21 protein-coding genes are annotated in these 20,169 nt (G+C 61.7%); 11 read left to right on the plus strand and 10 right to left on the minus strand.

The window, feature by feature from the left end; translation table 11 throughout:
* Positions 1–5 precede the first annotated feature (5 nt).
* From vgrG to OQE56_RS02895, 10 genes are all read right to left on the minus strand, one after another.
* Positions 6–1,793, minus strand: a complete 1,788-nt coding sequence (gene vgrG / locus OQE56_RS02850; protein ID WP_267221332.1) for a type VI secretion system tip protein VgrG — start codon at positions 1,791–1,793, stop codon at positions 6–8.
* Between the two features lie 3 nt (positions 1,794–1,796).
* Complete coding sequence (locus OQE56_RS02855) at positions 1,797–2,489, minus strand: LysM peptidoglycan-binding domain-containing protein (RefSeq protein ID WP_267221333.1); 693 nt, start codon at positions 2,487–2,489, stop codon at positions 1,797–1,799.
* Positions 2,490–2,693, minus strand: a complete 204-nt coding sequence (locus OQE56_RS02860; protein WP_267221335.1) for a DUF5908 family protein — start codon at positions 2,691–2,693, stop codon at positions 2,490–2,492.
* Between the two features lie 9 nt (positions 2,694–2,702).
* Positions 2,703–3,200: a phage tail protein gene (locus tag OQE56_RS02865; RefSeq protein ID WP_267221337.1), complete on the minus strand. Its 498-nt coding sequence runs from the start codon at positions 3,198–3,200 to the stop codon at positions 2,703–2,705.
* Positions 3,193–3,651: a phage tail protein gene (locus OQE56_RS02870; RefSeq protein ID WP_267221339.1), complete on the minus strand. Its 459-nt coding sequence runs from the start codon at positions 3,649–3,651 to the stop codon at positions 3,193–3,195. Before OQE56_RS02870 ends, OQE56_RS02865 begins: the two co-directional genes overlap by 8 nt.
* 65 nt (positions 3,652–3,716) lie before the next feature.
* Positions 3,717–5,288, minus strand: a complete 1,572-nt coding sequence (locus tag OQE56_RS02875; protein WP_267221342.1) for a phage tail sheath family protein — start codon at positions 5,286–5,288, stop codon at positions 3,717–3,719.
* A 21-nt stretch (positions 5,289–5,309) separates the two neighbouring features.
* Complete coding sequence (locus tag OQE56_RS02880) at positions 5,310–6,089, minus strand: hypothetical protein (RefSeq protein ID WP_267221345.1); 780 nt, start codon at positions 6,087–6,089, stop codon at positions 5,310–5,312.
* Positions 6,090–6,132: 43 nt separating this feature from the next.
* Positions 6,133–6,732 (minus strand): Pvc16 family protein, encoded by a 600-nt coding sequence (locus OQE56_RS02885; protein WP_267221347.1) that lies wholly within the window; start codon positions 6,730–6,732, stop codon positions 6,133–6,135.
* A gap of 314 nt (positions 6,733–7,046) precedes the next feature.
* Positions 7,047–7,697, minus strand: coding sequence for a response regulator (locus OQE56_RS02890; protein ID WP_267221349.1), 651 nt, complete (start codon positions 7,695–7,697; stop codon positions 7,047–7,049).
* Positions 7,694–8,458, minus strand: a complete 765-nt coding sequence (locus OQE56_RS02895) for a sensor histidine kinase (RefSeq protein WP_267221351.1) — start codon at positions 8,456–8,458, stop codon at positions 7,694–7,696. The genes OQE56_RS02890 and OQE56_RS02895 overlap by 4 nt, the downstream gene beginning before the upstream one ends.
* A gap of 1,067 nt (positions 8,459–9,525) precedes the next feature.
* On the opposite strand from OQE56_RS02895, the gene OQE56_RS02900 reads away from it, so the two are divergent.
* The 11 genes from OQE56_RS02900 to OQE56_RS02950 all read left to right on the plus strand — a co-directional run bounded on the left by OQE56_RS02900 (position 9,526) and on the right by OQE56_RS02950 (position 20,165).
* Positions 9,526–11,526 carry a phage tail sheath C-terminal domain-containing protein gene (locus OQE56_RS02900; RefSeq protein WP_267221353.1) on the plus strand — a complete coding sequence of 667 codons (2,001 nt, stop codon included), beginning with the start codon at positions 9,526–9,528 and terminating at the stop codon, positions 11,524–11,526.
* 47 nt (positions 11,527–11,573) lie between these two features.
* Positions 11,574–12,089 (plus strand): phage tail protein, encoded by a 516-nt coding sequence (locus OQE56_RS02905; RefSeq protein ID WP_267221355.1) that lies wholly within the window; start codon positions 11,574–11,576, stop codon positions 12,087–12,089.
* Positions 12,090–12,201: 112 nt separating this feature from the next.
* Positions 12,202–12,900 carry a hypothetical protein gene (locus tag OQE56_RS02910; RefSeq protein ID WP_267221357.1) on the plus strand — a complete coding sequence of 233 codons (699 nt, stop codon included), beginning with the start codon at positions 12,202–12,204 and terminating at the stop codon, positions 12,898–12,900.
* 685 nt (positions 12,901–13,585) lie between these two features.
* On the plus strand, positions 13,586–14,869 hold the full coding sequence (locus tag OQE56_RS02915) for a Pvc16 family protein (RefSeq protein WP_267221358.1): 1,284 nt from the start codon (positions 13,586–13,588) through the stop codon (positions 14,867–14,869).
* Complete coding sequence (locus OQE56_RS02920) at positions 14,866–16,815, plus strand: ATP-binding protein (protein ID WP_267221360.1); 1,950 nt, start codon at positions 14,866–14,868, stop codon at positions 16,813–16,815. The genes OQE56_RS02915 and OQE56_RS02920 overlap by 4 nt, the downstream gene beginning before the upstream one ends.
* Entirely contained in the window at positions 16,812–17,093 is a 282-nt protein-coding gene (locus OQE56_RS02925) for a hypothetical protein (protein ID WP_267221361.1), read from the plus strand. The genes OQE56_RS02920 and OQE56_RS02925 overlap by 4 nt, the downstream gene beginning before the upstream one ends.
* Entirely contained in the window at positions 17,090–17,746 is a 657-nt protein-coding gene (locus OQE56_RS02930) for a hypothetical protein (RefSeq protein ID WP_267221363.1), read from the plus strand. Before OQE56_RS02925 ends, OQE56_RS02930 begins: the two co-directional genes overlap by 4 nt.
* Positions 17,743–18,123: a LysM peptidoglycan-binding domain-containing protein gene (locus OQE56_RS02935; RefSeq protein ID WP_267221365.1), complete on the plus strand. Its 381-nt coding sequence runs from the start codon at positions 17,743–17,745 to the stop codon at positions 18,121–18,123. The genes OQE56_RS02930 and OQE56_RS02935 overlap by 4 nt, the downstream gene beginning before the upstream one ends.
* Positions 18,116–19,246 (plus strand): Ig-like domain-containing protein, encoded by a 1,131-nt coding sequence (locus OQE56_RS02940; RefSeq protein WP_267221367.1) that lies wholly within the window; start codon positions 18,116–18,118, stop codon positions 19,244–19,246. The genes OQE56_RS02935 and OQE56_RS02940 overlap by 8 nt, the downstream gene beginning before the upstream one ends.
* Positions 19,247–19,251: 5 nt before the next feature.
* A complete protein-coding gene (locus tag OQE56_RS02945; RefSeq protein ID WP_267221369.1) occupies positions 19,252–19,800 on the plus strand; it encodes a phage baseplate assembly protein V in 549 nt (182 codons plus the stop codon).
* Positions 19,801–19,841: 41 nt separating this feature from the next.
* Entirely contained in the window at positions 19,842–20,165 is a 324-nt protein-coding gene (locus tag OQE56_RS02950) for a hypothetical protein (protein ID WP_267221371.1), read from the plus strand.
* Positions 20,166–20,169: the final 4 nt, after the last annotated feature.

Consider the following 20,169-nt stretch of genomic DNA (forward strand, 5'->3'; position numbering starts at 1 on the left):
GCGCTCTAATTGATCATCACCATCGCGCCCTTCACCGTGGTCTGACCGGCGGCGGACAGCTCGGCGGTGGCGGAGCCCTTGCCGGTGAAACCCACCTGCGCCTCGCAGGTGACGTTCATGCCGGCGGCCTTCAGATCGGTGGTGGCTTTGATATTGACCGCCGCGTTGGCGGTAATGGTCACGTTGCCTTGCGCGGTGAGCTTGATGTCGGACTGGCTGGTCAAGGCGATGCCCGCACTGGACAGCTTGACACTGTTGTTGTGCTGGTCCTGCACGGTGATCGACTGGTTCTTGTCGTCGAGCACCATCTGGTTCTTTCCCGGCGTGATCACGGTGATGATCTTGTCTTCTTCGTTGAACTCGATCTTGTGCAGGCAGCGCGTGACGATGGCCTTGGTATTGTTCTTCGCCTCGATCGTGTACGGAGGCTTGCGGGAGCTGCTGTAGAGCGAACCGAGCACCACCGGGTGACTCGGGTCGTCGTTCAAATAGCCGAGCAACACCTCATCGCCGACTTCCGGCAGAAAAAACGCGCCAAACGCGTTCGACGCATAGAACTGCAACAGGCGCGCCCACACTCCCTGCGTCTGCGCCTGCAACACTGGCACGTTGACCTGGATGCGCTGCTCGCCCTCCGGGTCGCCATCGAGCTTCATGACCACGCCGATCTGCAAACCGCTCACACCGGGCAGCAATCCGCCATTGAGGGGCGCCACCACGTCTTCGCGCTCAACGTGCCACTCCGGCCGCAGGCCGAACTCCACGTGTGTGGTCCAGTTGCCGCTGCTGATGTCGTGCTCCACCGCAGACACATACACCGAACCTTTGAAGCGCGTACCGACCCCACTGACCTCGATCACGCTGTCGGGCACGGCGGCGGCGCTGCCGCGAAAACTCATGCGGCCGCGAATGCGCCCCAGCGCCGCCTTCTGCTGCGCCGCCTTGGCCCAATCGGTCAGGGTGGCCATGGGCTGGGTCGCGCCGGTCTGCAAGATGTAAGTGGATGGACTGGCGACCTGCGCCAACGTTTCGCCGGTGAGGTCACCCTGCTGGTTGAGGGTGGTCGGCCCGGCCGAATTGCCTTGCATCACCGTTTGCTGCTTGGGGTCCCAGGAAACCGCCTGCACCGCGGTGTACTGGCTGCGCGCATCGATATCGGCTTCGAAGGAGATCAAGTCGCTCCCCCAGGTGACCGACAGCACGGCCGAACCGGAGGTATTGGGCGCCTTGACGCTCACCGCGCCGTCATCGACATTCACCAGCAGGCTGTTGGCGTCGGCACGGGCCAACATGAAATCCCAGTCGCTGCAGTAGAACTGCACGAGCTCATCGTATTGCGTGGCGGTGCTGGCGACATCGGCCGACAAGCCGTGATTGCCGATCAAGGTGGAGATGATGTCGCTATCCTTGGTCTGCAGGTAATTGGCATTGCTGCGGCCAATGGTCATCTTGGTGGCTTTGTCACGGCACTCGATCACCAGGCGCGAACTGGTTTCCCCGCCGATCTTCACGCTGTGCCGCACCACGACGCCCTTGAACAGGGGCGCCTCATCGTCGCCATAACCTGCGCTGATGGCGATGTCAGCGCCCGGCGCAAAGGTGGCGGCGTCACTCAAGGCAAAGCTGCCGGTAGGCATATCGCCGTCGACGAGCACAATTTCAGCCCAGGGGATGCGATTGACCGCGCGCCGCACCGTCACCGAAACAATCGGCAAGGTGGCGAGCGGCTGGCCACTCGCGCTGACGGTCACGCGGATCGCGCCATTCGTGTTGGCATTAGGGGACTCGGCCATCGCTCAACCCAACGGCGGAAAGTGCAGCGTCAGGCCCGGCTTGAGCGCGCGGAACCCATGCAAGCCATTGAAGCGGGCCACGTCGACGTAGTAGCGGCTGTCGCCGTAGATGCGGTGGCACAACAGCGGCAGCGTATCGCCCTCCGTCACCACTACCGAATGGCTGAGATCGGGGGATGACATGTCCGCCTCCAGTATCGCTTCCTGCGGATTCTTGTAGCCCTGAAAAGTCATCTTCGCCGTGGCGCGCAGCGGTGCGCCGCTTGGGCGGAACAGCGTGTATTCGATGTTGAACGAGGTCAGCCGCCCATAGAAGGCGAGCCGCCCCCACAGCACCTGCACTACATTGGGCTGGTGTTGTTGGCCCTTGTAGGTGTACACGACATCGTTCAACGCATTGAGCTGATCCTCCACCTCGGCTGGCAAGTTGAGGTTGGAGGGAACCGGCACCACGCCCGTACCATCGAATACGGTGGAGAAATCCAGGGTGCCCGGTTGCATGCGCGAAAAATTTCGCCCGCTGCCGATGTCGCCCATCGGCACGCAGCCGCCAAATTGTGTCTTGCGCGACAGGGTCAGCTCGGACGGGTTGATCAGTAGCGAGATCGAGTTGCCTTTGGGCGTCGGTGTATTGCCCTTGTTGTCGCACTCGGTGATTTTCAGCTGGGATTTCCCAGTGGAGAGGCTGACTGGCATTTATCGCTCCCGCATCCGGTCACGCTCGGATGTCATCAGCACGCGAAGGCGCCGGCGCTCTTCACTGCCACCGGGGCCATCCTTGCCGCAGCACTCATCGTCGTCGTCGTGATTTTCGTCGACCTGCTGCGATTTGCCGCCGCTCGCGGCCCCCTCGCGGCCAATGCTCGACTTGATCACCATCTGGCGAATTTCGATCGTCACGATTTGACCTCAGCCACTGCGTCGCATTTCCTGATAAGCGAACTCGATCGTCTCCAACGCCACTTCGTTCTTGGTGGATTGGAAATTGTCGATCTCCCAGCGCACCGGATAAGCCTGGGTGAATGACCAGGTGCGCAATGGATTGCCCTTGGCATCAAGCAGCTTCACCGTCACCGGCGCGAGCTTGATCTTCACCGACAGTCCCGCCTCCAGGGTGCGCTTGCACCAACCCACCAGTGGCGAATCCATCGATGCGATACCTCGCTTCAGCGTCAGCCGCTTCTGCTTCACCCCGGTGGGCAGCTGGTGCATGAAGCGGTTCTCACCACCTTCGCGCAGCTCGTCCACTTCCATGCTCAGCTCCAGCCCTGACACCTCCTGAAACGAGGAGTCCACGCTCGACGACTCGCTGCCGATGCTGACGGTGAACTGGAACGCCGCAGGGAGCAGCTCGCCAAGCTTGTCCTCCACCACCTTCTTGGCGGGCCATGCGGCGGGATCATCCATTGGCGATGGTCAGGCCTTCGTGCGCGATCTCGATGGTTTCGATCGCCACCTCGTTGCCCTGGGCCTTCAGGTCGGTACCCGTGATCTTGGTTGGCCAGGCGTTGGCCAGCGTCCACACCATGGTCGGTTTACCGGATTCGTCGAGCAGGCTGATAGTGACCGGCACGCGCTGGATCGTGTTCATCTTTATCTTGTTGAACCAATCCCAGAACTTGTTATCGCCCTTGAACACGCCCTTCTTCATGGTCACGTTGCTGAACTTCTTCAGCCCCGGCATCTTGATCGTCGCATGCACCGGGCTGTCGCCATGGCGATACTCGATAGGCTGCGCTTCGACATCGAGCCCGGAAACTTCTTCAAACGACATCACGGCCGAATCCCACTTCACCTGAAAGTAGAACTTGGGCATCGGCCATACGTTGGTTGACTGCTGCGAACCGTCGTCTGCCATACGATCTCTCCGTCAGTACAAGGTGAGGCGATACGCGGCGGGCGTCGAACGACGCCCGCGCCACGTCACGATTTCTGCATCTGCTGCTGGAAGGTGATCTCGATGAACTCGGCCGGCCGTACCATAGCTACCAGCACGGTGACGCGCAGGATGCCCTCGAGAATGTCGTCCGGCGTCATGGTTTCGGCCAGGCCGCAATACACGCCGAAGGCGTCTTCCGGCACCGCGCCGGCCAGACCGCCGCGCTTCCAGATGCTGGTGAGGAAGTTCTGGATCATGCTCTTGATGGTGACCCAGGTATTCGCCACGTTCGGCTCGAACACCAGCGCCTTGGCGGCCAGCTTGCAGGATTCTTCCAGCATGATCATGGTGCGCCGCACGTTGATATAGCGCCAATCCAGGCTGTTGCCATCCAGCGTGCGCGCGCCCCACACCAGCACACCTTCGCCGATGAAGGAGCGAATCGCGTTGATCGATTTACCCTGGGTGGTGACGTTGAGGTCTTCCTGATCCACCGCCGAAATGGTGACGGCGGGCGACACGACGCCCGACAGGCTGACATTGGCGGGTGCCTTCCATACGCCGCGACTATTGTCGACCATGGTGTAGATGCCGGCCATGGCTGCGCTCGGCGGCATCAGGTTCAGCTTGCCCTTGACCAGATCCATCACGGTGTTGAACAGCGGACTGATGGTGCTCAGCGTCTTGTTGAGCAATGCCTTGTTGGCCAGGATCGCGTCGGGCGTCGGCGCGGGGTCGACCTTGCTCCAATCCTTGGTGATATCGGCAATGGCCTGAATCTGTTCCTTGTCCTTGAGCGACGCCCCGTCCGGGGCGGTCTCCGGCAGGCCAAGCTCGTTACGCAGCAGCAGTTGCAGCACGTCCGCGGAGGCGATGTTTTCGAAGTTCAACTCCTTCTCGCCGACCACCGTGGTGTTCAACCACGGGTAGTACGCTGAGGCGAAATTGAGGAAGTTGATACCCAGGCTGTTGCGGAACAAATCGACCGGGTCGCCATTGGGGTCGCTACGCGGCTTGTCGCCTCCCCAGACATCGAGGATCGCCACGCGGTTCTTCATCTTGTCGCCGCAATGCTGCAGCATGGCTTGTTGCAGGCCGATGCATTCGGGCTGCTTCAGCATCACCGCTTCCGGTATCAGCACCATGGTCGGCTCCTGCTCCTTGAGCAGTTCGTCGATACCACGGTTGAACTTGTCCGGATCCAGGTCCGACTCGTAATCGCCAACCGACACGATGTAGCAAGGGCCGCCGCCATTCTGGAAGAAGTGGCGCATGGCGTTGTAGAGGCCGTAACGGCCACCATCCTTGCCTGCCGGCTGCTCGAACACGTACTCGGTGAGCTTGTTGTCCTTGCCTACCGCCTTGAAGTCCGCAAGCGCGGTCGGGTCGGTCTTTTCCACGATGTTGAAGCGCGGATTGGGCGCGAAACCGAAGTACTGGTGATACTCGGCCATCGAGCTGATGCGCCAGGGTTTGAAGGAGAGTGGCTTGCTGCGGTTGTCGGCGATTTCGGTGTGTCCGATGAATGCGGGCACGGCGGTAGCCACTTCCACCACCGAGTTCGGAAACGCATTCTTCTCGACGATATAGACACCCGGTGTCTTCATAGCACCCATCGGTGGGCTCCTGTCAGTGGTTTAGCTGTGAACAAAAATTTCCGACACGGCCGTTGTCTCGCCGTGTACGGTCTCGCGCCACAGGCGCTGCGGCGAGGCGCCCGGTAGTCGGGGAATAAGCACGCGCTCGCGCGCATCTGTCACGTCACAAAGCTGAAAGCGTTGGGTCGGTCGCTCCCGCAGAGCAATCGGCGAGGTGGAGTGCACCGTCCATGCGGACCGCCCGTCCGGCAGGCGCTCATCGGAAGGCGTCGTGAAGGCCACCTCCCCGCGTTGGTCGACAATCGACAACGTGCGGCCGCGCCAGTCGCCCACCAGCAGGTACTTCCAGATGGTATTGCGGCTTTGCAGGCATAGCCGGTACGTCGTGCCGGGTGCCGCCACCCACTTGGCGAAATCGCCACTCTCCGTGGGATCAAGCGGCAAGTTCAAGGTCGCCAGTGGCGCCGTCGGCGATGGCGATACCGGCAGCAGCGGCGCCGGGCGCGCGCCATCGTCGGCCGCTTTCGGCTGCGTGCCGGTGGCGCCGGTGTAGTACACACAGGCGGCATCGGATGAATACACGTCGAAGCGCAGCGCGCGAGGCCTGTCCTCGACCGCCCGCTCGCTCCACATGCCCTGCAACTGGGACTCGGCAACGTGGATGCTCAGGCTGCGCCCATCGGCACGCCACACCATGGCAAATCGTTCAAGAAAAGCCGAGGTATCCGCATCCGGCCGAAACACCAGATGGCGTGCATGGCCGTCGGCAAAATAGTCATGCCGCACGTCAACCGTGGCGAATGGGCGATACCGTTGCATGGTCACCCTGCCCGCCTGACGCCGTTGCGCGAACCGATCACATTCACGGCGTCGCCTCGGTTTCGACCTGGGTAATCGCCGGATCACGGCCGCGCGCCGCGCCCGAATCAAGCGTGATCATCCGCACGCGGAACAGCGCCGATGGCATATAGCGGCCACCGTGGATGCTCCACAGGCTGTGCATTTCGTGACTGCTGAGGTTCTCCATGTTCAGCGCCAATCGCTCCAGGCGTGCATCCATGCCGGGCGTATTCTGGTGATCGAGCACCGGGTTGCCCTGAAAGAACGCGATGCATCCGGATAGAAACTTCAACGCCTCGGGGTAATGGCTTCCGCTGAAATTCGCGGCGCACATGACCAGCAGGTTGAGATACACCGGCACCGCGTTCTGAAGGATGCCATTGCTATACGTCATGGGCATGGCGGTGGACCGGTGCGCCACGGTATCGCGCTCCACGCCGCTCAGGAACAGCACAAGCTTGTTCGCCGCCAGAACCACGGGGGCGCCGCCGAGCTCCAGCAGATTGGAGACGACCACGACATCTTCAGCCACGTCGAACTGCCGACGAAAGTGGCCGTTGAGATGCGACGCAAGCTGTTCGAGCACACGATCAATCACTGGCCCGCCCCCTTCGGTCTCCATGACACGGCCTCTCCTTTTCGGGTTCCTGCCCGATTAAGGAGGGTCTGGCTACGTTACGCCGCCGTGTCAGCGTGGCCTATCAGCAGATTGCTGATATTGATCTCCGTTTTGCTGAGGAGAATGACCGGCGCGGAACCGCTGTATCTCTTTCGACCCATGGAATGGCATCCGCCCGGCGCGGCAGGCAGGTGGTGGGGATGCTACGCGAGCCTCATTCTTCCGGGCGCGGCGGCCCGATGCGTGCTGGCCACGCCTACATCCAGTGTTGTCTTGAAGCCGCACTCATCCCGGGATGAAGCGTGAGCGCGCGCCAGTCACCCGAGCGCGGCCATGCCTTGCTTGACGGCATAGCGGGTTAGTTCGGCTACGCTTCTTATATTGAGCTTGCGGAACACGTGCGCGCGATGCGTGGCCACCGTCTTGGCGCTGATATGAAGACGATCCGCCACCTGCTGGGTGGAATTGCCTTCCGCAAAAAGCCGCGTCACTTCGCGCTCACGCCATGTCAGGGGCGGTGGCGCCCAGCCATTCTGGCCATCACCGACGTCACGGCAGGCGCTGAACACCGGGCCCATCAGCTCCGCGCTAAGGAAAATCTGGCCGTTGAAGGCATGGCGAATGGCTCGCACCAGTTCGTCGCAACAGTTTTCTTTCAGCACGTAACCTGAGGCACCTGCCTCCATCGCCATCAGCACTTGTCCGGGCTGCGCGCTGGCCGAAAGACACAGCACCTTGCTCGCCAACCGTTCGCTGCGCACGCGCCGGGCCACCTCGATGCCGTTCATGACGGGCATGGTGACATCCGCAACCACGACATCCGGATTCAGGCTGCGAGCGAGCCGCAGCAGGTCCACGCCGTGTCCGGTATGCCCCAGCAGCTCCAGATCCGGCTCGCGCTGCAGCAGCGCCACCAGGCCTTCGCGCAACATCAGATGATCGTCACCGAGAATCACCCGCACTTTCATCGTGCGACCTTCCGTCCGGGAATGCGGACCATGCGCCTGCCCTTCCAATACTGCTCAGCGAAATCGCCCGGCCAACGGATGCACGCCTGCACCCCGGCGCCGGGAGCCGCCTGCAGGTCGAAAGCGGCATCCGCATGGGCCAGCCGCTCGGGCATCGCGCCCAGCCCCCAGCCGCCTCGCTGGCTATGGCGTTGATAGATGGTCACAGGATCAAAACCCGGACCGTCGTCGCCCACCGTCAACTCAAAGCCATGGGCTGTCGCCCTCAACACCAATTGCGCGTTCGCGCCGGGTGCATGTTTGCAGGTGTTGAGCAGCAGCTCCTGTGCCGCTTGCAACACGATCGTGGCCACTGGCTTCGGCGGGTCAGGCACCGAATCGTCACAATCGATGTAAAGCGCAAGGCCGGTAAAGGACGAAAGCCGACGCCCGAGATGGATCAGCGATGCAGCCAGCGGCATCGACCTCGCCACCACGGTGCCGCAGTCCCACTCCTGCAGCACTTGCCGGGTGCCGCGCAGCGCCTCGCTCACCAGCTCGCGAAGGCCGTCAAGCGTTTGCGCACCGACGTGGAACGGTGCCTGCCTGGCTTGATCAAGCTCGAGCAGCGCCAACGTCATCCATTGCGCAGGACCGTCATGCAGGCGTTGCATCAGGCGCGTGGCCACCTGCGTCGCCGTGGCATGCGATGTCGCACGGCGCAACGTCACGGCATTGTCGCGATCAGTCGCCTCGTATTCCCGCCGTGTCTCCGCTTTCATTCGCGCGCCACCTGTTGCACCGACTCAATCAAAGTCCTTCGACCGACGCTTTGCGCCGGCGCCCATGCGACAAGGAGGAAACGATACGACACGCCACGGCAAATATGGTCGGCGCAGAATCCGACAGCGCTTACCCACTACGCTCTTCCGAAGCTTGATGACGATGGCCACCTTGCGCGCGCCATCGTGCAGGCGAGCAAGCCGTCGCACTGACCAAAGCGTGCTGACGGGCATCACTATGGTGCTACGGATAAAGCGCTTGGCAATTCCCCCCGGAGATACCGGCGCACATGTTCGCACCGATACTTATAGGGTAGCAATGAAGTCGGTGACGAAAGGCCATCACCCCTGCCCTTCTTGCGTAAATTCTTGAGTCGATGGCGTCGGCTTTCACAGTGGCGTCACACAAGACCGACCTGCGAGAAGGGTTGCAGCGGGAACGACACGAAGAGGATCTGTCGTATTCCTGGTGACATGTCACGCGTCCCGGATGACAACGTATTTGCAGCACCGCACTGGCTTCACTTGAAGCCAGCCGAGAACCTCACGGACGCTGTGGATGCGCTCCGCGCAAGCAGTGTCACCTACCAGGAAGAAAGCGCTGAACGTCGTCGACCATTGCATGGCAGTGACGGTGGTTAATGATCGATCCATGGGCGCAACCAGGCACCCGTCGCACCATGGCCTCTTCTGCGCACGGCAGATTTCTTCCGCGCCACATCCGACACAAGGCTCACTTCTCCGCGAGCCATGCTGGATCGATCGAAGCGCTGCGCGAGCAGCAACACATCCTCAAGAATTCACGCTGCCATGACCCGCTCGCTGAAAGTATTAGCGCCTCGGCCGTAAGGGGTTGCCGAGCATCACCGCATCACAGATCCGTATCGCCAACTTCATCTGCAAGCCCAGCAGAAAGGGGCGGGCCTATGCGTCGCGACAGCCTGGACGCACCTGATCCAGCCGTGCCATTGCCATCCGGCACCGTCGCCGTGTGCGCGCTGCGCGCACCCCATCAAGCACTTCTGCTTGCCCTCTCATCGTTCATCCGAACATAGGGGTTGTCAGTCATGCAGCTTACCTACCCTGGCGTTTATGTCGAAGAAATTTCGAGCGGCGTGCACGCCATTGTCGGCGTCGCCACGTCGATTGCGGCATTTGTCGGCTATACCCAAAGCGGCCCCGATCACAAGGCTGTCGAGCTTTTCAGCTTTGCGGACTTTCAGCGCAACTTCGGCGGCCTCGCGGCAGACAGTGAGTTGTCGTATGCCGTGCAGCAGTTCTTTGCCAATGGCGGTACAACAGCGATTGTGGTGCGCGTGCCGAAAGATGGCGCAACGGCTGCACAGATCATCATTCCGGATGGGGGTGACTCCCCTCTTCTGACATTCACGGCGGCAAGCACTGGAGCCTGGGCCGGAAGCATTGCGCTATCGGTCGATTACATTGGCTTGTCAGGTGCGGATCCCGACGCCTTCAACCTCACCATCACCAACATCAGCACCGGCGTCGCCGAGAGTTTTCCCAACGTCAGCATGAACAATGCTGCGGCCAACTACGTGCTGGCGGTCGTCAACGATCCGGATACCGGTTCGCAACTGGTGCAGGCGATAGCTATTCCGGCGAACCCCACACTTCCGGCCCAGCCTGCCCGGACCGGTTTGATCTCCGGCTCCATGACGTCCATCCAGCAGGCGAGTGCACTGGCGGCTCTTCAGGTAACCGGTCAGGCAGCGGGATTGACCATCTCCATCGACGGTGGTTCGGCCATCAATGTCACGCTCTATGGCGCCAACGATCCTCGGCCTGCTTCACTGGCTGAGGTCTATCGCATGCTATCGGTCAAGACGGCACGAGCCCTGCAAGCGAGCTATCCCGGGGCACAGGTAAGCGTCACGCCAGTTAAAAGCGCGCTTACGGCGACCGCGCTGGATTCGCTCAGCATTGTTGTCTCCATTCCCAGCAAGCCAGACTGCGTCGCGACCTTCGGCAGTCTGGCAGGCGGCATCGATGTCTGCTCAGAATTCCTTCTCGCCGCTCCATTCAGCAACAACGTCGCGGCCTATTGGCTGGGCGGCACCACAAAGGCCGCGCCCTTTATCATCACAGTCACTGGCGCCAACGATGGCACGGCACCGCCAACAAGCGTCGAGCTCATCGGCGACGAGCTACTTGGCACTGGCATCTACGCACTCGACAAGGTCGATCTGTTCAACCTCCTTTGCATGCCGGACGCAACGCAAGCAACGGTTGGCGCCCCCACAACACCCTACTTCCATGACAACGACATCAACGCCATTTATGCCGCCGCCATGGATTACTGCAAAAAGCGGCGCGCCTTCCTTCTGCTTGATTCGCCGCCGGATGTCGTCGACGTGGCTTCAGCGATCAATTGGCGCACCAACCGCCTGACGGTGCATGACCTCAATGGCGCCGTGTATTTTCCGCGTCTCCGCCTGGCCGACCCGCTCAACCAGAATCAGCTGCGCAGCTTCGCGCCATCCGGCGTGGTGGCAGGCGTCTACGCCACCGAAGACGGTAATCGGGGCGTATGGAAGGCGCCTGCTGGCATTGAAACCGTGATGTCCGGGGTGCAGAAGCTCACCTACAACCTCAGCAACGACGAGCAGGGCGTATTGAATCCCATCGCGCTCAATTGCTTCCGAACGTTCCCCATCTACGGGGCGGTGTTGTGGGGAGCGCGCACCTTGGTGGGAGCGGATGCGGAAGCCTCCGAATGGAAGTACGTGCCGGTGCGCCGCTTTGCGCTTTTCCTTGAGGAAAGCCTGTATCGCGGCTTGCAGTGGGCGGTGTTTGAGCCGAACGCCGAACCACTGTGGGCCCAGCTACGCATGAACGTCACCTCGTTCATGCAGACGCTGTTCCTGAAGGGGGCCTTCCAGGGAAAGACGCCGGCGCAGGCGTACTACGTCATGTGCGATAGCTCCACCACCACGCAAGCCGACATCGATGCCGGCGTCGTGAATATCCAGGTTGGTTTTGCACCCCTCGAACCCGCTGAATTTGTCGTTATTCAGTTGCGGCAGATGGCGGGACAAGTAGCGGTATAGGTTTGAAGATCGTGCTGAAGCCAACGGCATGAACGGAGGCTATGGTCATGGCGCAGTTCACCCAGAATTCCCAACGCTTCGATCCTTACAAGAACTTTAAATTTCGCGTGAAGTGGGATGGCCAGTATGTCGCCGGCATGAGCAAGGTCGGCGGGCTCAAGCGCACCACGGAAGTGGTGAAACACCGCGAGGGCGGCGACCCCAGCACCAGTCGAAAATCACCTGGCCGCACGGAGTTCGATGCCATCACCATGGATCGCGGCGTCACGCATGACACCGCATTCGAGGCATGGGCGCGCAAGGTATGGAATTTCGGCGCAGGGCTGGGCGCCGAGTCGTCGCTCAAGGATTTCCGCAAGGACCTGATTCTTGAGTTCTACAACGAAGCCGGTCAACTGGCTCTGGCCTACAAGATCTACCGCTGCTGGGTTTCCGAATACCAGGCACTGCCCGATCTTGATGCCAATGCCAACGCCGTGGCGATCCAGCATTTGAAGCTGGAGAACGAAGGCTGGGAACGGGACACGTCCGTACCTGAGCCGAGTGAGCCGAGCCTCACCTGAGGCGACTCGCAGTCGGCGCGTCCTATCGGCCATGGCCGTAACGATGCGCCATCAAACGTTGGATGGTTGGCATAGATGGTCCAGAAGCGCACTCGCGTGGGGGAGTGTTACGGTGAATGCAGCCGATCTACTTGCGATCTGGGAGGACGGGCGGCAAATGCCTCCCTTGCGGCGTGCACGCCTGCTTTCCACACTCATCCCTGACGACGCCTCGCAAGCTGGGCCATCCATCGGCCAAACGAATGCGCGCCTGTTGAGCCTGCGGCGTTTGCTTTTTGGTTCGGCTATCGCTGGCATGGCCACCTGCCCTTCATGTGATTCAAAGTTGGATGTCACGATGCGTGTCGAGGATTTTCTCGCCGCATGCCAAGGCCATGAGGGCTCGAATGGCACCCGCACCATGGAGGTCGACGGGCGGGCTCTGCACTTTCGATTACCAACCATCGAAGATCTGGAGGCCGTTGACGAAAGCCTCTCTTATGCAGATGCGCAAACGCAGCTCCTGCGCGCGTGCGTGCATGACATCGACCTCGCGCAAGTCACACAGCTCAACGAGCCGCTACTCGCCGAAATGGCACGACTGGACCCTTTGGCGGAGCCAAGGCTTGCACTGACCTGCGAGGCGTGCGGGCACGCGTTCACCCTGGCCTTTGATGTTGCGGCGTTTCTCTGGCGCGAAATCGAGGGATGGGTTGCTCGCCTGATGGGTGATGTGCACATCATCGCCAGCGCCTATGGGTGGTCGGAACGGGAGATTCTGTCGCTGTCACCGACACGGAGGCAGGTCTATCTCGACCTGATCTGTGCGTGAGCCATTATCTCGAGCGTCTGGTCGCGCAGAGCCGTGGCGAGCTGCCAACGGTGCAGCCACGCCTGCCCGGCCGCTTTGAGCCGGTGGCGGGCCAGAACATGGCGAATCCGGATGCCGCCTCGCATAACGCAGAGGTCATTACGGCAAACGATACCGGAATGCCACGTCACTCCCCTGTTCAGTCAGGCGAGCCCGTCGCCACGGGTTTGGCGCACACCACTTTGTTCTCTGACGCACTTTTCGAACAGCGTCGCGCCAACCTCTCCGGTAGCGATACGCCACGGGACGTTCTGTCTCCAGCGGCTTCACCGACCCGGCGGTCATCTCCGCATGGCGAGAACGTGGAAGCCAGCGCAGGAGCAACGGACCGAGGCAACGCTTATCCAGCGCAAGCGAGCCCGGCACATCATGCGATGCCGGGTGCCCCAGGCGAGATGGCACAGCTCGTCGCGCCACCATCGCCTATGGCATCCCTCGCGCCTGATATGCCACTGCCTCCGCGCCCACAGCCGGCCAGAGCCACTTCCGAGCCCGCGCACCGTACCGAGCAGAACGAAACGGTGGTGCACGTAACGATCGGTCGCGTGGACGTTCGCGCGATCACGCCGACCGCACCCAAGCCAACGCCGCACCGCGAGCCGCCGCGCCGAAGCCTTGACGACTACTTGCGAGGCACCACCAGGCGATGAGCACGGATCTCGCCATTGCCGGCGTCACCGCGACCCTGCGCTATCTGTTGCAGCAGGGTTTTGTGGATCACGTGAAACTCGGCGCTCAGGGTCCGGTCTCCGTGACGGCAAAAGCCCCGGACCTGATCGACACGGATCAGAAGAACCTGCCCGATCAGCTCAACCTGTTCATGTATCACGTCACGCCGAATGCGGGCTGGCGTAATGCCAACCTGCCCAGTCGCGACAACGTCGGCAATCGCATCAACAACCCCGTGCTGGCTGTTGACCTTTACTACCTGATCACTGCCTACAGCCAGCAGGAGCTGTATGCGGACGTATTGCTTGGGTATGCGGCGCAATATCTCCACGAGGTGCCCGTACTGACCCAGCAATCGATCCAGAACGCGTTATCCCCACCGCCGCCGGAAGTGAGCTTCATCACGCCGGACGACCTGCTGCAGCAGATCGAGCAGGTCAAGATCGTGCCGCATGTGATGGACACCGAAGAGATGTCCAAGCTCTGGATGGCCTTGCAGACTACGTATCGGCCCTCGGTGGCTTACCACGTTTCCGTAGTGCTCATTGAGAACCCGCAGCCAGCCACGTCCGCCCTGCCTGTACTGACGATCGGCGAAGTGCCTGCGGGGTGGAAGCAATCCGTAGGCGCCATCGTCCATGCCGACATGCTGCCGCCCTTACCCACACTGACGGCAGCAACACCGCCCGCCAGGCAGTCGTCAGTGCGCCTTAACGAGGTGCTGACGCTGTCGGGTTTCCATCTCGCCGATGGCCCCGCCACGGTGGTGCTTACCAACACCACGACCTCCGGGCAGACCTCGCTGGCTGCCGTCGCCACCAACGCCGCCACGCTCACCGTGCAGCTACCCACGCCCGCAGCAGCCCCTGACTCACTGCGCGCCGGGCTGTACAACGTTCAGGCCATGGTCGGCACCGGCGTGGACCAGCACGCGACCAATGTGCTGCCACTCGCGTTGGCACCGCTGATTGAAACGATGGTCACGAGCGGCCCCGTCAATGCCAAGGTGCTGACGCTGACCTGTGCACCCAAGGTCTGGCAAGGGCAACAGGTCAGCGCATTGATCGGCAGCCAGGAAGTGTTTCCGGCCACATGGTCCGGCGCATCGACCGACACACTGACCTTCACCTTTGACGCCACGCCCTTCAGCGCGGGCGCCAAACCGTGGATACGCCTGCGTGTCGACGGCATAGACAGCATTTTGGTCAACAACGCCGTCACGCCACCGCAGTTCGATCCCACGCAGATGGTGCCGCCATGACGGTACTCGCGCGCTCCGAACCCTGGCTGACGGAGAACCAGCAAGCCTTGTCATCGGCGCTTGCGGTGCTCCGCGCCACCCTGCGCGGCGAGCCCGACACGCCGCCGGTGGATCCGCTGTCGGTGCCGAGCCTCGCAAACCTCGCCAGGGTCTTCCGGCTGTCGCATTTTGAAGCGAGCGTGCTGTTGCTCTGTGCGGCGCAGGAGTTGGACGGCTCGATCGGGCCAGCATGCGCTGCGCGCCAGGGCAACGATGCGCGACCATGGCCAAGCTTCGGCCTTGCGCTGTCGCTGCTTCCGGATGGCCACTGGTCTGCACTTGGCGCTAGTGCCGCCTTACGTCACGAATGCCTGATCGAACTGGAAAGCACCGACAGTGTCGTCACCAGCCGTCTACGTATCGCCGAATCGGTGCTGCACCACCTGCTTGGACTGATCGAGATCGATGAAACCCTTGCACCACTCCTGCGGTCACCACCGCCGCTGGACACGCTTGCGCCAAACCACGCCGAGGCATGGCAGCGTCTCGCTTATCGCTGGCCCGGCGATCATGAGGATGGCGACGCACTGCCCGCGCTGGAGCTTATCGGCGCTGACATGACAGAACTGCGGGCCACCGCCGCACACTTGTGCGCCAACGCAGGCCTGGAACTGCTTTGCATGACGGCCAGTGACCTGTCACCCGTGCCGGAGCTGCTGGATGTGCAGCTGCGCAGACTGCAGCGCGACCTCAAAATGATGAATGGCTGTTTGTTACTGGATGTGGGCGATAGCCACGACAAACTGCCTCATATATTCGAGCGGATCGAACGTGGCCCGATCCTTATCGTCCGGCAACCTGTGCGCGAATGGTTGCCGCGTCGGCCGCACCCGGTTTCGCTCAAGCCGCCCACGGGTGAAGACCGCCGGCGCATGTGGCTTGATGCGATGCGTGAGATTCCACTACCCGGCGGCGCATTAGAGCGCGCCATGGGTCAGTTCCACTTGTCGCCCACGGCGCTACGCCGCGTCGCGCAGCAGTTGCGCGAGGACATCATGGAGTTCGACGCCGGCGCCGGGCCAGCAGCGCCGGACGCTACGACAAAGGATCTCGCGGAACGCCTATGGCTTCATTGCCGCGAGGAAAGCGCGGTTACCCTTGCTGGCCTGGCGGAATCCGTACCCGTGCGAGCCCGCTGGGACGATCTTGTATTGCCGGACGCGCAGATCGCGTTGCTGCAGCGCCTGGTCTCGCACCTGCAAAACCGGACGCAGGTCTTCGACGACTGGGGTTTCGCCGAACACAGTGCGCGCGGACTTGGCGCCACCGCTTTGTTCTGTGGCGCCAGTGGTACAGGAAAAACCATGGCGGCAGAAATTGTCGCGGGTGCCTTGCAGCTGGATCTATGGCGCATCGATCTATCGCAGATCGTGAGCAAATGGATTGGCGAAACGGAAAAGAACCTCTCGCAGATCTTCGATGCTGCCGACGCCGGCGGTGCCGTGCTGCTGTTTGACGAGGCGGATGCACTGTTCGGCAAGCGCAGCGAGGTCAAGGACAGTCACGACCGTTACGCCAACCTGGAAATCAGCTATCTGCTGCAGAGAATGGAGAGCTATCGCGGCCTGGCCATTCTTACGACCAACAATGAAGGCGCGCTGGATCAAGCGTTTCTGCGCCGGCTGCGCGTTATCGTGCAGTTTCCCTTCCCTGACGCGCAGATGCGTGAACGCATCTGGCAGCGCATCTTTCCCGCGCAAACGCCACTGGAAGGCGTGCGCGCAGACAAGCTGGCACGCCTGCAGTTTTCCGGCGGAACCATTCGCAACGTTGCGCTCACCGCTGCTTTTCTCGCCGCAGGCGAAGGCAGGTCGATTGCCATGCCTCACTTGCGCGCGGCAGCCGAAATCGAATCGGCCAAGATCAAAAGGCCATTCAGCCGTAATGAAACCGGAGACTGGCTATGAGCGTGACCCTTGTTCGCGTCCATATCGATGAGCTGGTGCTTCACGGCTTCGATGCGGGTAGCCGGCATGCCATCGCCGATGCTGTGCAGGCGGAGCTGCAGCAGCGGTTTGCAGCCTCCTGGTCGTCGACGGCCACGGCAAGCATGGCGCAAGGTGGTGCGATCGAGCGCCTCGCCGCACCAACGGTCACACTGTCCTCTCATGCCAGGCGCGATGGCAAGGCAATCGGGGCCGCCATCCATCGCAGCGTCACTTCCGTGCACGGGGGCCGCTCATGAGTTTTTCGGGGTCACCACGGCTTATCAAGGGCGGCATCGTGCTTCTCGACGCCGATAGTGGCGCGATGCTTCGCGTCATTTCGCTGCAGTACAACCCCGACAGCATCACGCGCACGCTGCAGGCCCAGTCCGTATCCACGCAAGAGCACAACCGCTCCGAACCGCTGCGCCTCAAAGGGCCACCCATTGAAACGTTCAAGCTCGACGCCGAGCTGGACGCCACCGACCAGCTTGAGTTTCCCGATCAGAACCAGGCCGCCGTGCAGGTGGGCCTGCTGCCGCAACTGTCCGTGCTGGAAACCATCATCTATCCGTCGAGCCAGACCATCCTCAGCAATCATGCACTCGCGCAGTCCGGCGTGCTGGAGATCGCGCCCATGGAGGCGCCGCTGACGCTGTTCGTATGGAACAGCAGTCGTATCGTGCCCGTGCGGCTGACCGATTTCAGCGTCACCGAGGAAGCGTTCGACCCTTCCCTGCACCCAATCCGCGCCAAGGTGTCGCTTGGCATGCGTGTGCTGTCCGTGGATGACTTTCCCTTCGATCATCGCGGCACCGGTCTTTATATGGTGTATCAGCAGCAGAAGGAAAACCTGGCGCGCAAAGGCCCGGCGGCAACGCTGTCCGCACTCGGTCTTGGGAGTCTTTCATGAGCAGCGTGCCAAACACTTCGAACAGCCTGATGAACCTGCTGGCCCCGCTCGGGCTTCCGGCACAGGCCTACCCGCAGAACAGTCGGTACTACGGCGTGGCCGCCAAACAGGTAACGACGGAAGACGGTCGCACCGTGACGTGCCTGACGCGCCGCGTTGTGCCGCAACCCACGGCCTTCGCCACGCTGCAACTTGTCACCGTGCGCGAGGGCGACCGGCTGGACCGGCTCGCAGCGCAGTACCTTGGCGATCCGTTGCTGTTCTGGCGCCTGTGCGACGCCAATGGCGTCCTGCGGCCGGACGAACTCACTGATACCGCGGGCGAAACCTTGCGCGTCACCTTACCCGCTGGCATCCCGGGAGCGACCAGTGCTTAAGGGTGTGCATCTCACCTTGATGATCGGACCCGGCATACCGATGCCGGTGCCCGAAAGCGTGCTCGATGCCCTCGTAAGCGTGGAAGTCGTTGCCAACTCCGGCAACGAGCCCAGCGGCTTCGAGCTGGTGTTTACGTTGAGCAATGACTCGCCCCTGCAGACGCTGTTTCTGCTGGTGGGCGGGGGCGCCATTCCGTTTACGCGCGTGGTGATTGTGGTGACGGTGGCAGGCAACTCCGAGGTCATCATGGATGGCGTGATGACGGATCACCAGTTCAGCCCCGGCACGGCAGACGGCCATAGCACGCTTACCGTCAAGGGCACGGATCTGGCAAACATCATGAGCATCATCGATTTCTCCGGCATCCCTTACCCTGCCATGCCGCGTGAAGCCCGGGTGGCCCTGGTGGTAGCGAAATATGCGGTGCTTGGCCTGGTGCCGATGGTGATTCCCAGCATTCTCATGGACGTCCCATTGCCCATCCAGACTATTCCGCGGCAGCAAGGCAAGGACCTGGCCTACGTGCGGCAACTAGCGGACGAAGTGGGTTACATCTTCTGCATCGAGCCAAGTTCGACGCCGGGGATGAGCTACGCCTATTGGGGTCCGGAGATTCGCGTTGGTCAGCCGCAGCCGGCACTCAATCTCAATATGGATGCGGAAACCAACATCGAGCAAATCAATTTCCGCTTCGACAAGAACGCCAAGGTCATGCCGATCGTCATGGTGCAGGAGCCGTTTACCAAGGTTCCCATTCCCATCCCGATTCCTGACATCACGCCGTTGAATCCGCCATTGGGGCTTGTCCCGCCCATTCCGCCACAAATCGATCTGCTCAAGGGCAATGCCAAGTACTCGGTCTTGCAGGGCATCGTGATTGCGCTCACCAAGGCGGCGAAATCGTCCGACTGCGTGTTTGGTGATGGCACGCTGGATGTCCTTCGCTATGGACAACCCCTCAAGGCGCGCCGCCTGGTGGGTGTGCGCGGCGTAGGGCCCGCTTTCGACGGACTGCATTACGTGAAAAAGGTGACGCACAAGATCAAGCGTGGCGAGTACAAGCAGAGTTTCTCATTGGTGCGCAACGGATTGCTTTCCACGTTTTCCCACATACCGGTGTGAGCGAAATGACCGATACAGAGACATCTGGCGGCATGCCCGCGCTTGGCTCGGGGCGTTACTACGGCAAATACCGCGGCACCGTTATCAACAACGTGGACCCGATGCAGATCGGCCGCATCATGGCCATGGTGCCGGATGTATCCGGCTTCCTGCCTACGTCGTGGGCCATGCCGTGCTTGCCCTGGGGCGGCATTCAGACGGGTGTGTTCTGCGTACCCATCATCGGCGCTGGCGTGTGGATCGAGTTTGAACAAGGTGATCCGGACTATCCCATCTGGACGGGTTGTTACTGGGGCAGCGCGGCCGAAGTGCCTGCAGCTGCCCTGCTCTCACCACCGCCCGTGCCTGCGATCACCATGCAGACCCCGCTGCAGAACAGCCTCTCCATCTCCGATCTGCCGGGGCCCACCGGCGGCATCATGATCAAGAGCATGACGGGGGCGACGATCACGGTGAACGAGACCGGCATCATCATCCAGAACGGGCAAGGCGCGTCGATTGCGATGGTGGGGCCGTCGGTGACGATCAATGAAGGGGCGTTGGTGGTGATTTAGATGCGGCGATAGCCAGTAGCTGTAGGGACAGGAGAGTACGCATGCCCGGATTCCTGTTGCATCAAGGCGCAGTCGTCATGTGTGCACATGGCGGCATGGCACAGCCAACCGTGCCGAATCCGCGTGTGCTGGTCAGTGGCATGCCAACCACGACCATCGCGTGCCCCTACGTCGTCGCCGGCTGCGCGCTGCCGCCACCACCGGCAGCCAACGGGCCATGTGTCACCGCGCAGTTCGTCACCAGTGCACTGCGCATCACCAGCAACGGGCAGCCACTGCTATTGCTCGACAGCCAGGCGCTTTGCGTGCCGACTGCAACGCCACTGGTGGTTGCGAGCACGCAAGTCAGGGCCACCGGGATGTGATGCC

Source organism: Dyella silvae, assembly GCF_026421305.1.
Classification (GTDB): Bacteria; Pseudomonadota; Gammaproteobacteria; order Xanthomonadales; family Rhodanobacteraceae; genus Dyella; species Dyella silvae.

What these genes read in the sequence shown, in the direction of transcription:
- OQE56_RS02895 (WP_267221351.1), bottom strand. Translation starts at nt 8,458, where the DNA reads ATGAAAGCGGAGACACGGCGGGAATACGAGGCGACTGATCGCGACAAT.
- OQE56_RS02875 (WP_267221342.1), bottom strand. Translation starts at nt 5,288, where the DNA reads ATGGGTGCTATGAAGACACCGGGTGTCTATATCGTCGAGAAGAATGCG.
- OQE56_RS02905 (WP_267221355.1), top strand. Translation starts at nt 11,574, where the DNA reads ATGGCGCAGTTCACCCAGAATTCCCAACGCTTCGATCCTTACAAGAAC.
- vgrG (WP_267221332.1), bottom strand. Translation starts at nt 1,793, where the DNA reads ATGGCCGAGTCCCCTAATGCCAACACGAATGGCGCGATCCGCGTGACC.
- OQE56_RS02925 (WP_267221361.1), top strand. Translation starts at nt 16,812, where the DNA reads ATGAGCGTGACCCTTGTTCGCGTCCATATCGATGAGCTGGTGCTTCAC.
- OQE56_RS02855 (WP_267221333.1), bottom strand. Translation starts at nt 2,489, where the DNA reads ATGCCAGTCAGCCTCTCCACTGGGAAATCCCAGCTGAAAATCACCGAG.
- OQE56_RS02950 (WP_267221371.1), top strand. Translation starts at nt 19,842, where the DNA reads ATGCCCGGATTCCTGTTGCATCAAGGCGCAGTCGTCATGTGTGCACAT.
- OQE56_RS02880 (WP_267221345.1), bottom strand. Translation starts at nt 6,089, where the DNA reads ATGCAACGGTATCGCCCATTCGCCACGGTTGACGTGCGGCATGACTAT.
- OQE56_RS02915 (WP_267221358.1), top strand. Translation starts at nt 13,586, where the DNA reads ATGAGCACGGATCTCGCCATTGCCGGCGTCACCGCGACCCTGCGCTAT.
- OQE56_RS02920 (WP_267221360.1), top strand. Translation starts at nt 14,866, where the DNA reads ATGACGGTACTCGCGCGCTCCGAACCCTGGCTGACGGAGAACCAGCAA.
- OQE56_RS02900 (WP_267221353.1), top strand. Translation starts at nt 9,526, where the DNA reads ATGCAGCTTACCTACCCTGGCGTTTATGTCGAAGAAATTTCGAGCGGC.
- OQE56_RS02870 (WP_267221339.1), bottom strand. Translation starts at nt 3,651, where the DNA reads ATGGCAGACGACGGTTCGCAGCAGTCAACCAACGTATGGCCGATGCCC.
- OQE56_RS02865 (WP_267221337.1), bottom strand. Translation starts at nt 3,200, where the DNA reads ATGGATGATCCCGCCGCATGGCCCGCCAAGAAGGTGGTGGAGGACAAG.
- OQE56_RS02930 (WP_267221363.1), top strand. Translation starts at nt 17,090, where the DNA reads ATGAGTTTTTCGGGGTCACCACGGCTTATCAAGGGCGGCATCGTGCTT.
- OQE56_RS02890 (WP_267221349.1), bottom strand. Translation starts at nt 7,697, where the DNA reads ATGAAAGTGCGGGTGATTCTCGGTGACGATCATCTGATGTTGCGCGAA.
- OQE56_RS02945 (WP_267221369.1), top strand. Translation starts at nt 19,252, where the DNA reads ATGACCGATACAGAGACATCTGGCGGCATGCCCGCGCTTGGCTCGGGG.
- OQE56_RS02885 (WP_267221347.1), bottom strand. Translation starts at nt 6,732, where the DNA reads ATGGAGACCGAAGGGGGCGGGCCAGTGATTGATCGTGTGCTCGAACAG.
- OQE56_RS02935 (WP_267221365.1), top strand. Translation starts at nt 17,743, where the DNA reads ATGAGCAGCGTGCCAAACACTTCGAACAGCCTGATGAACCTGCTGGCC.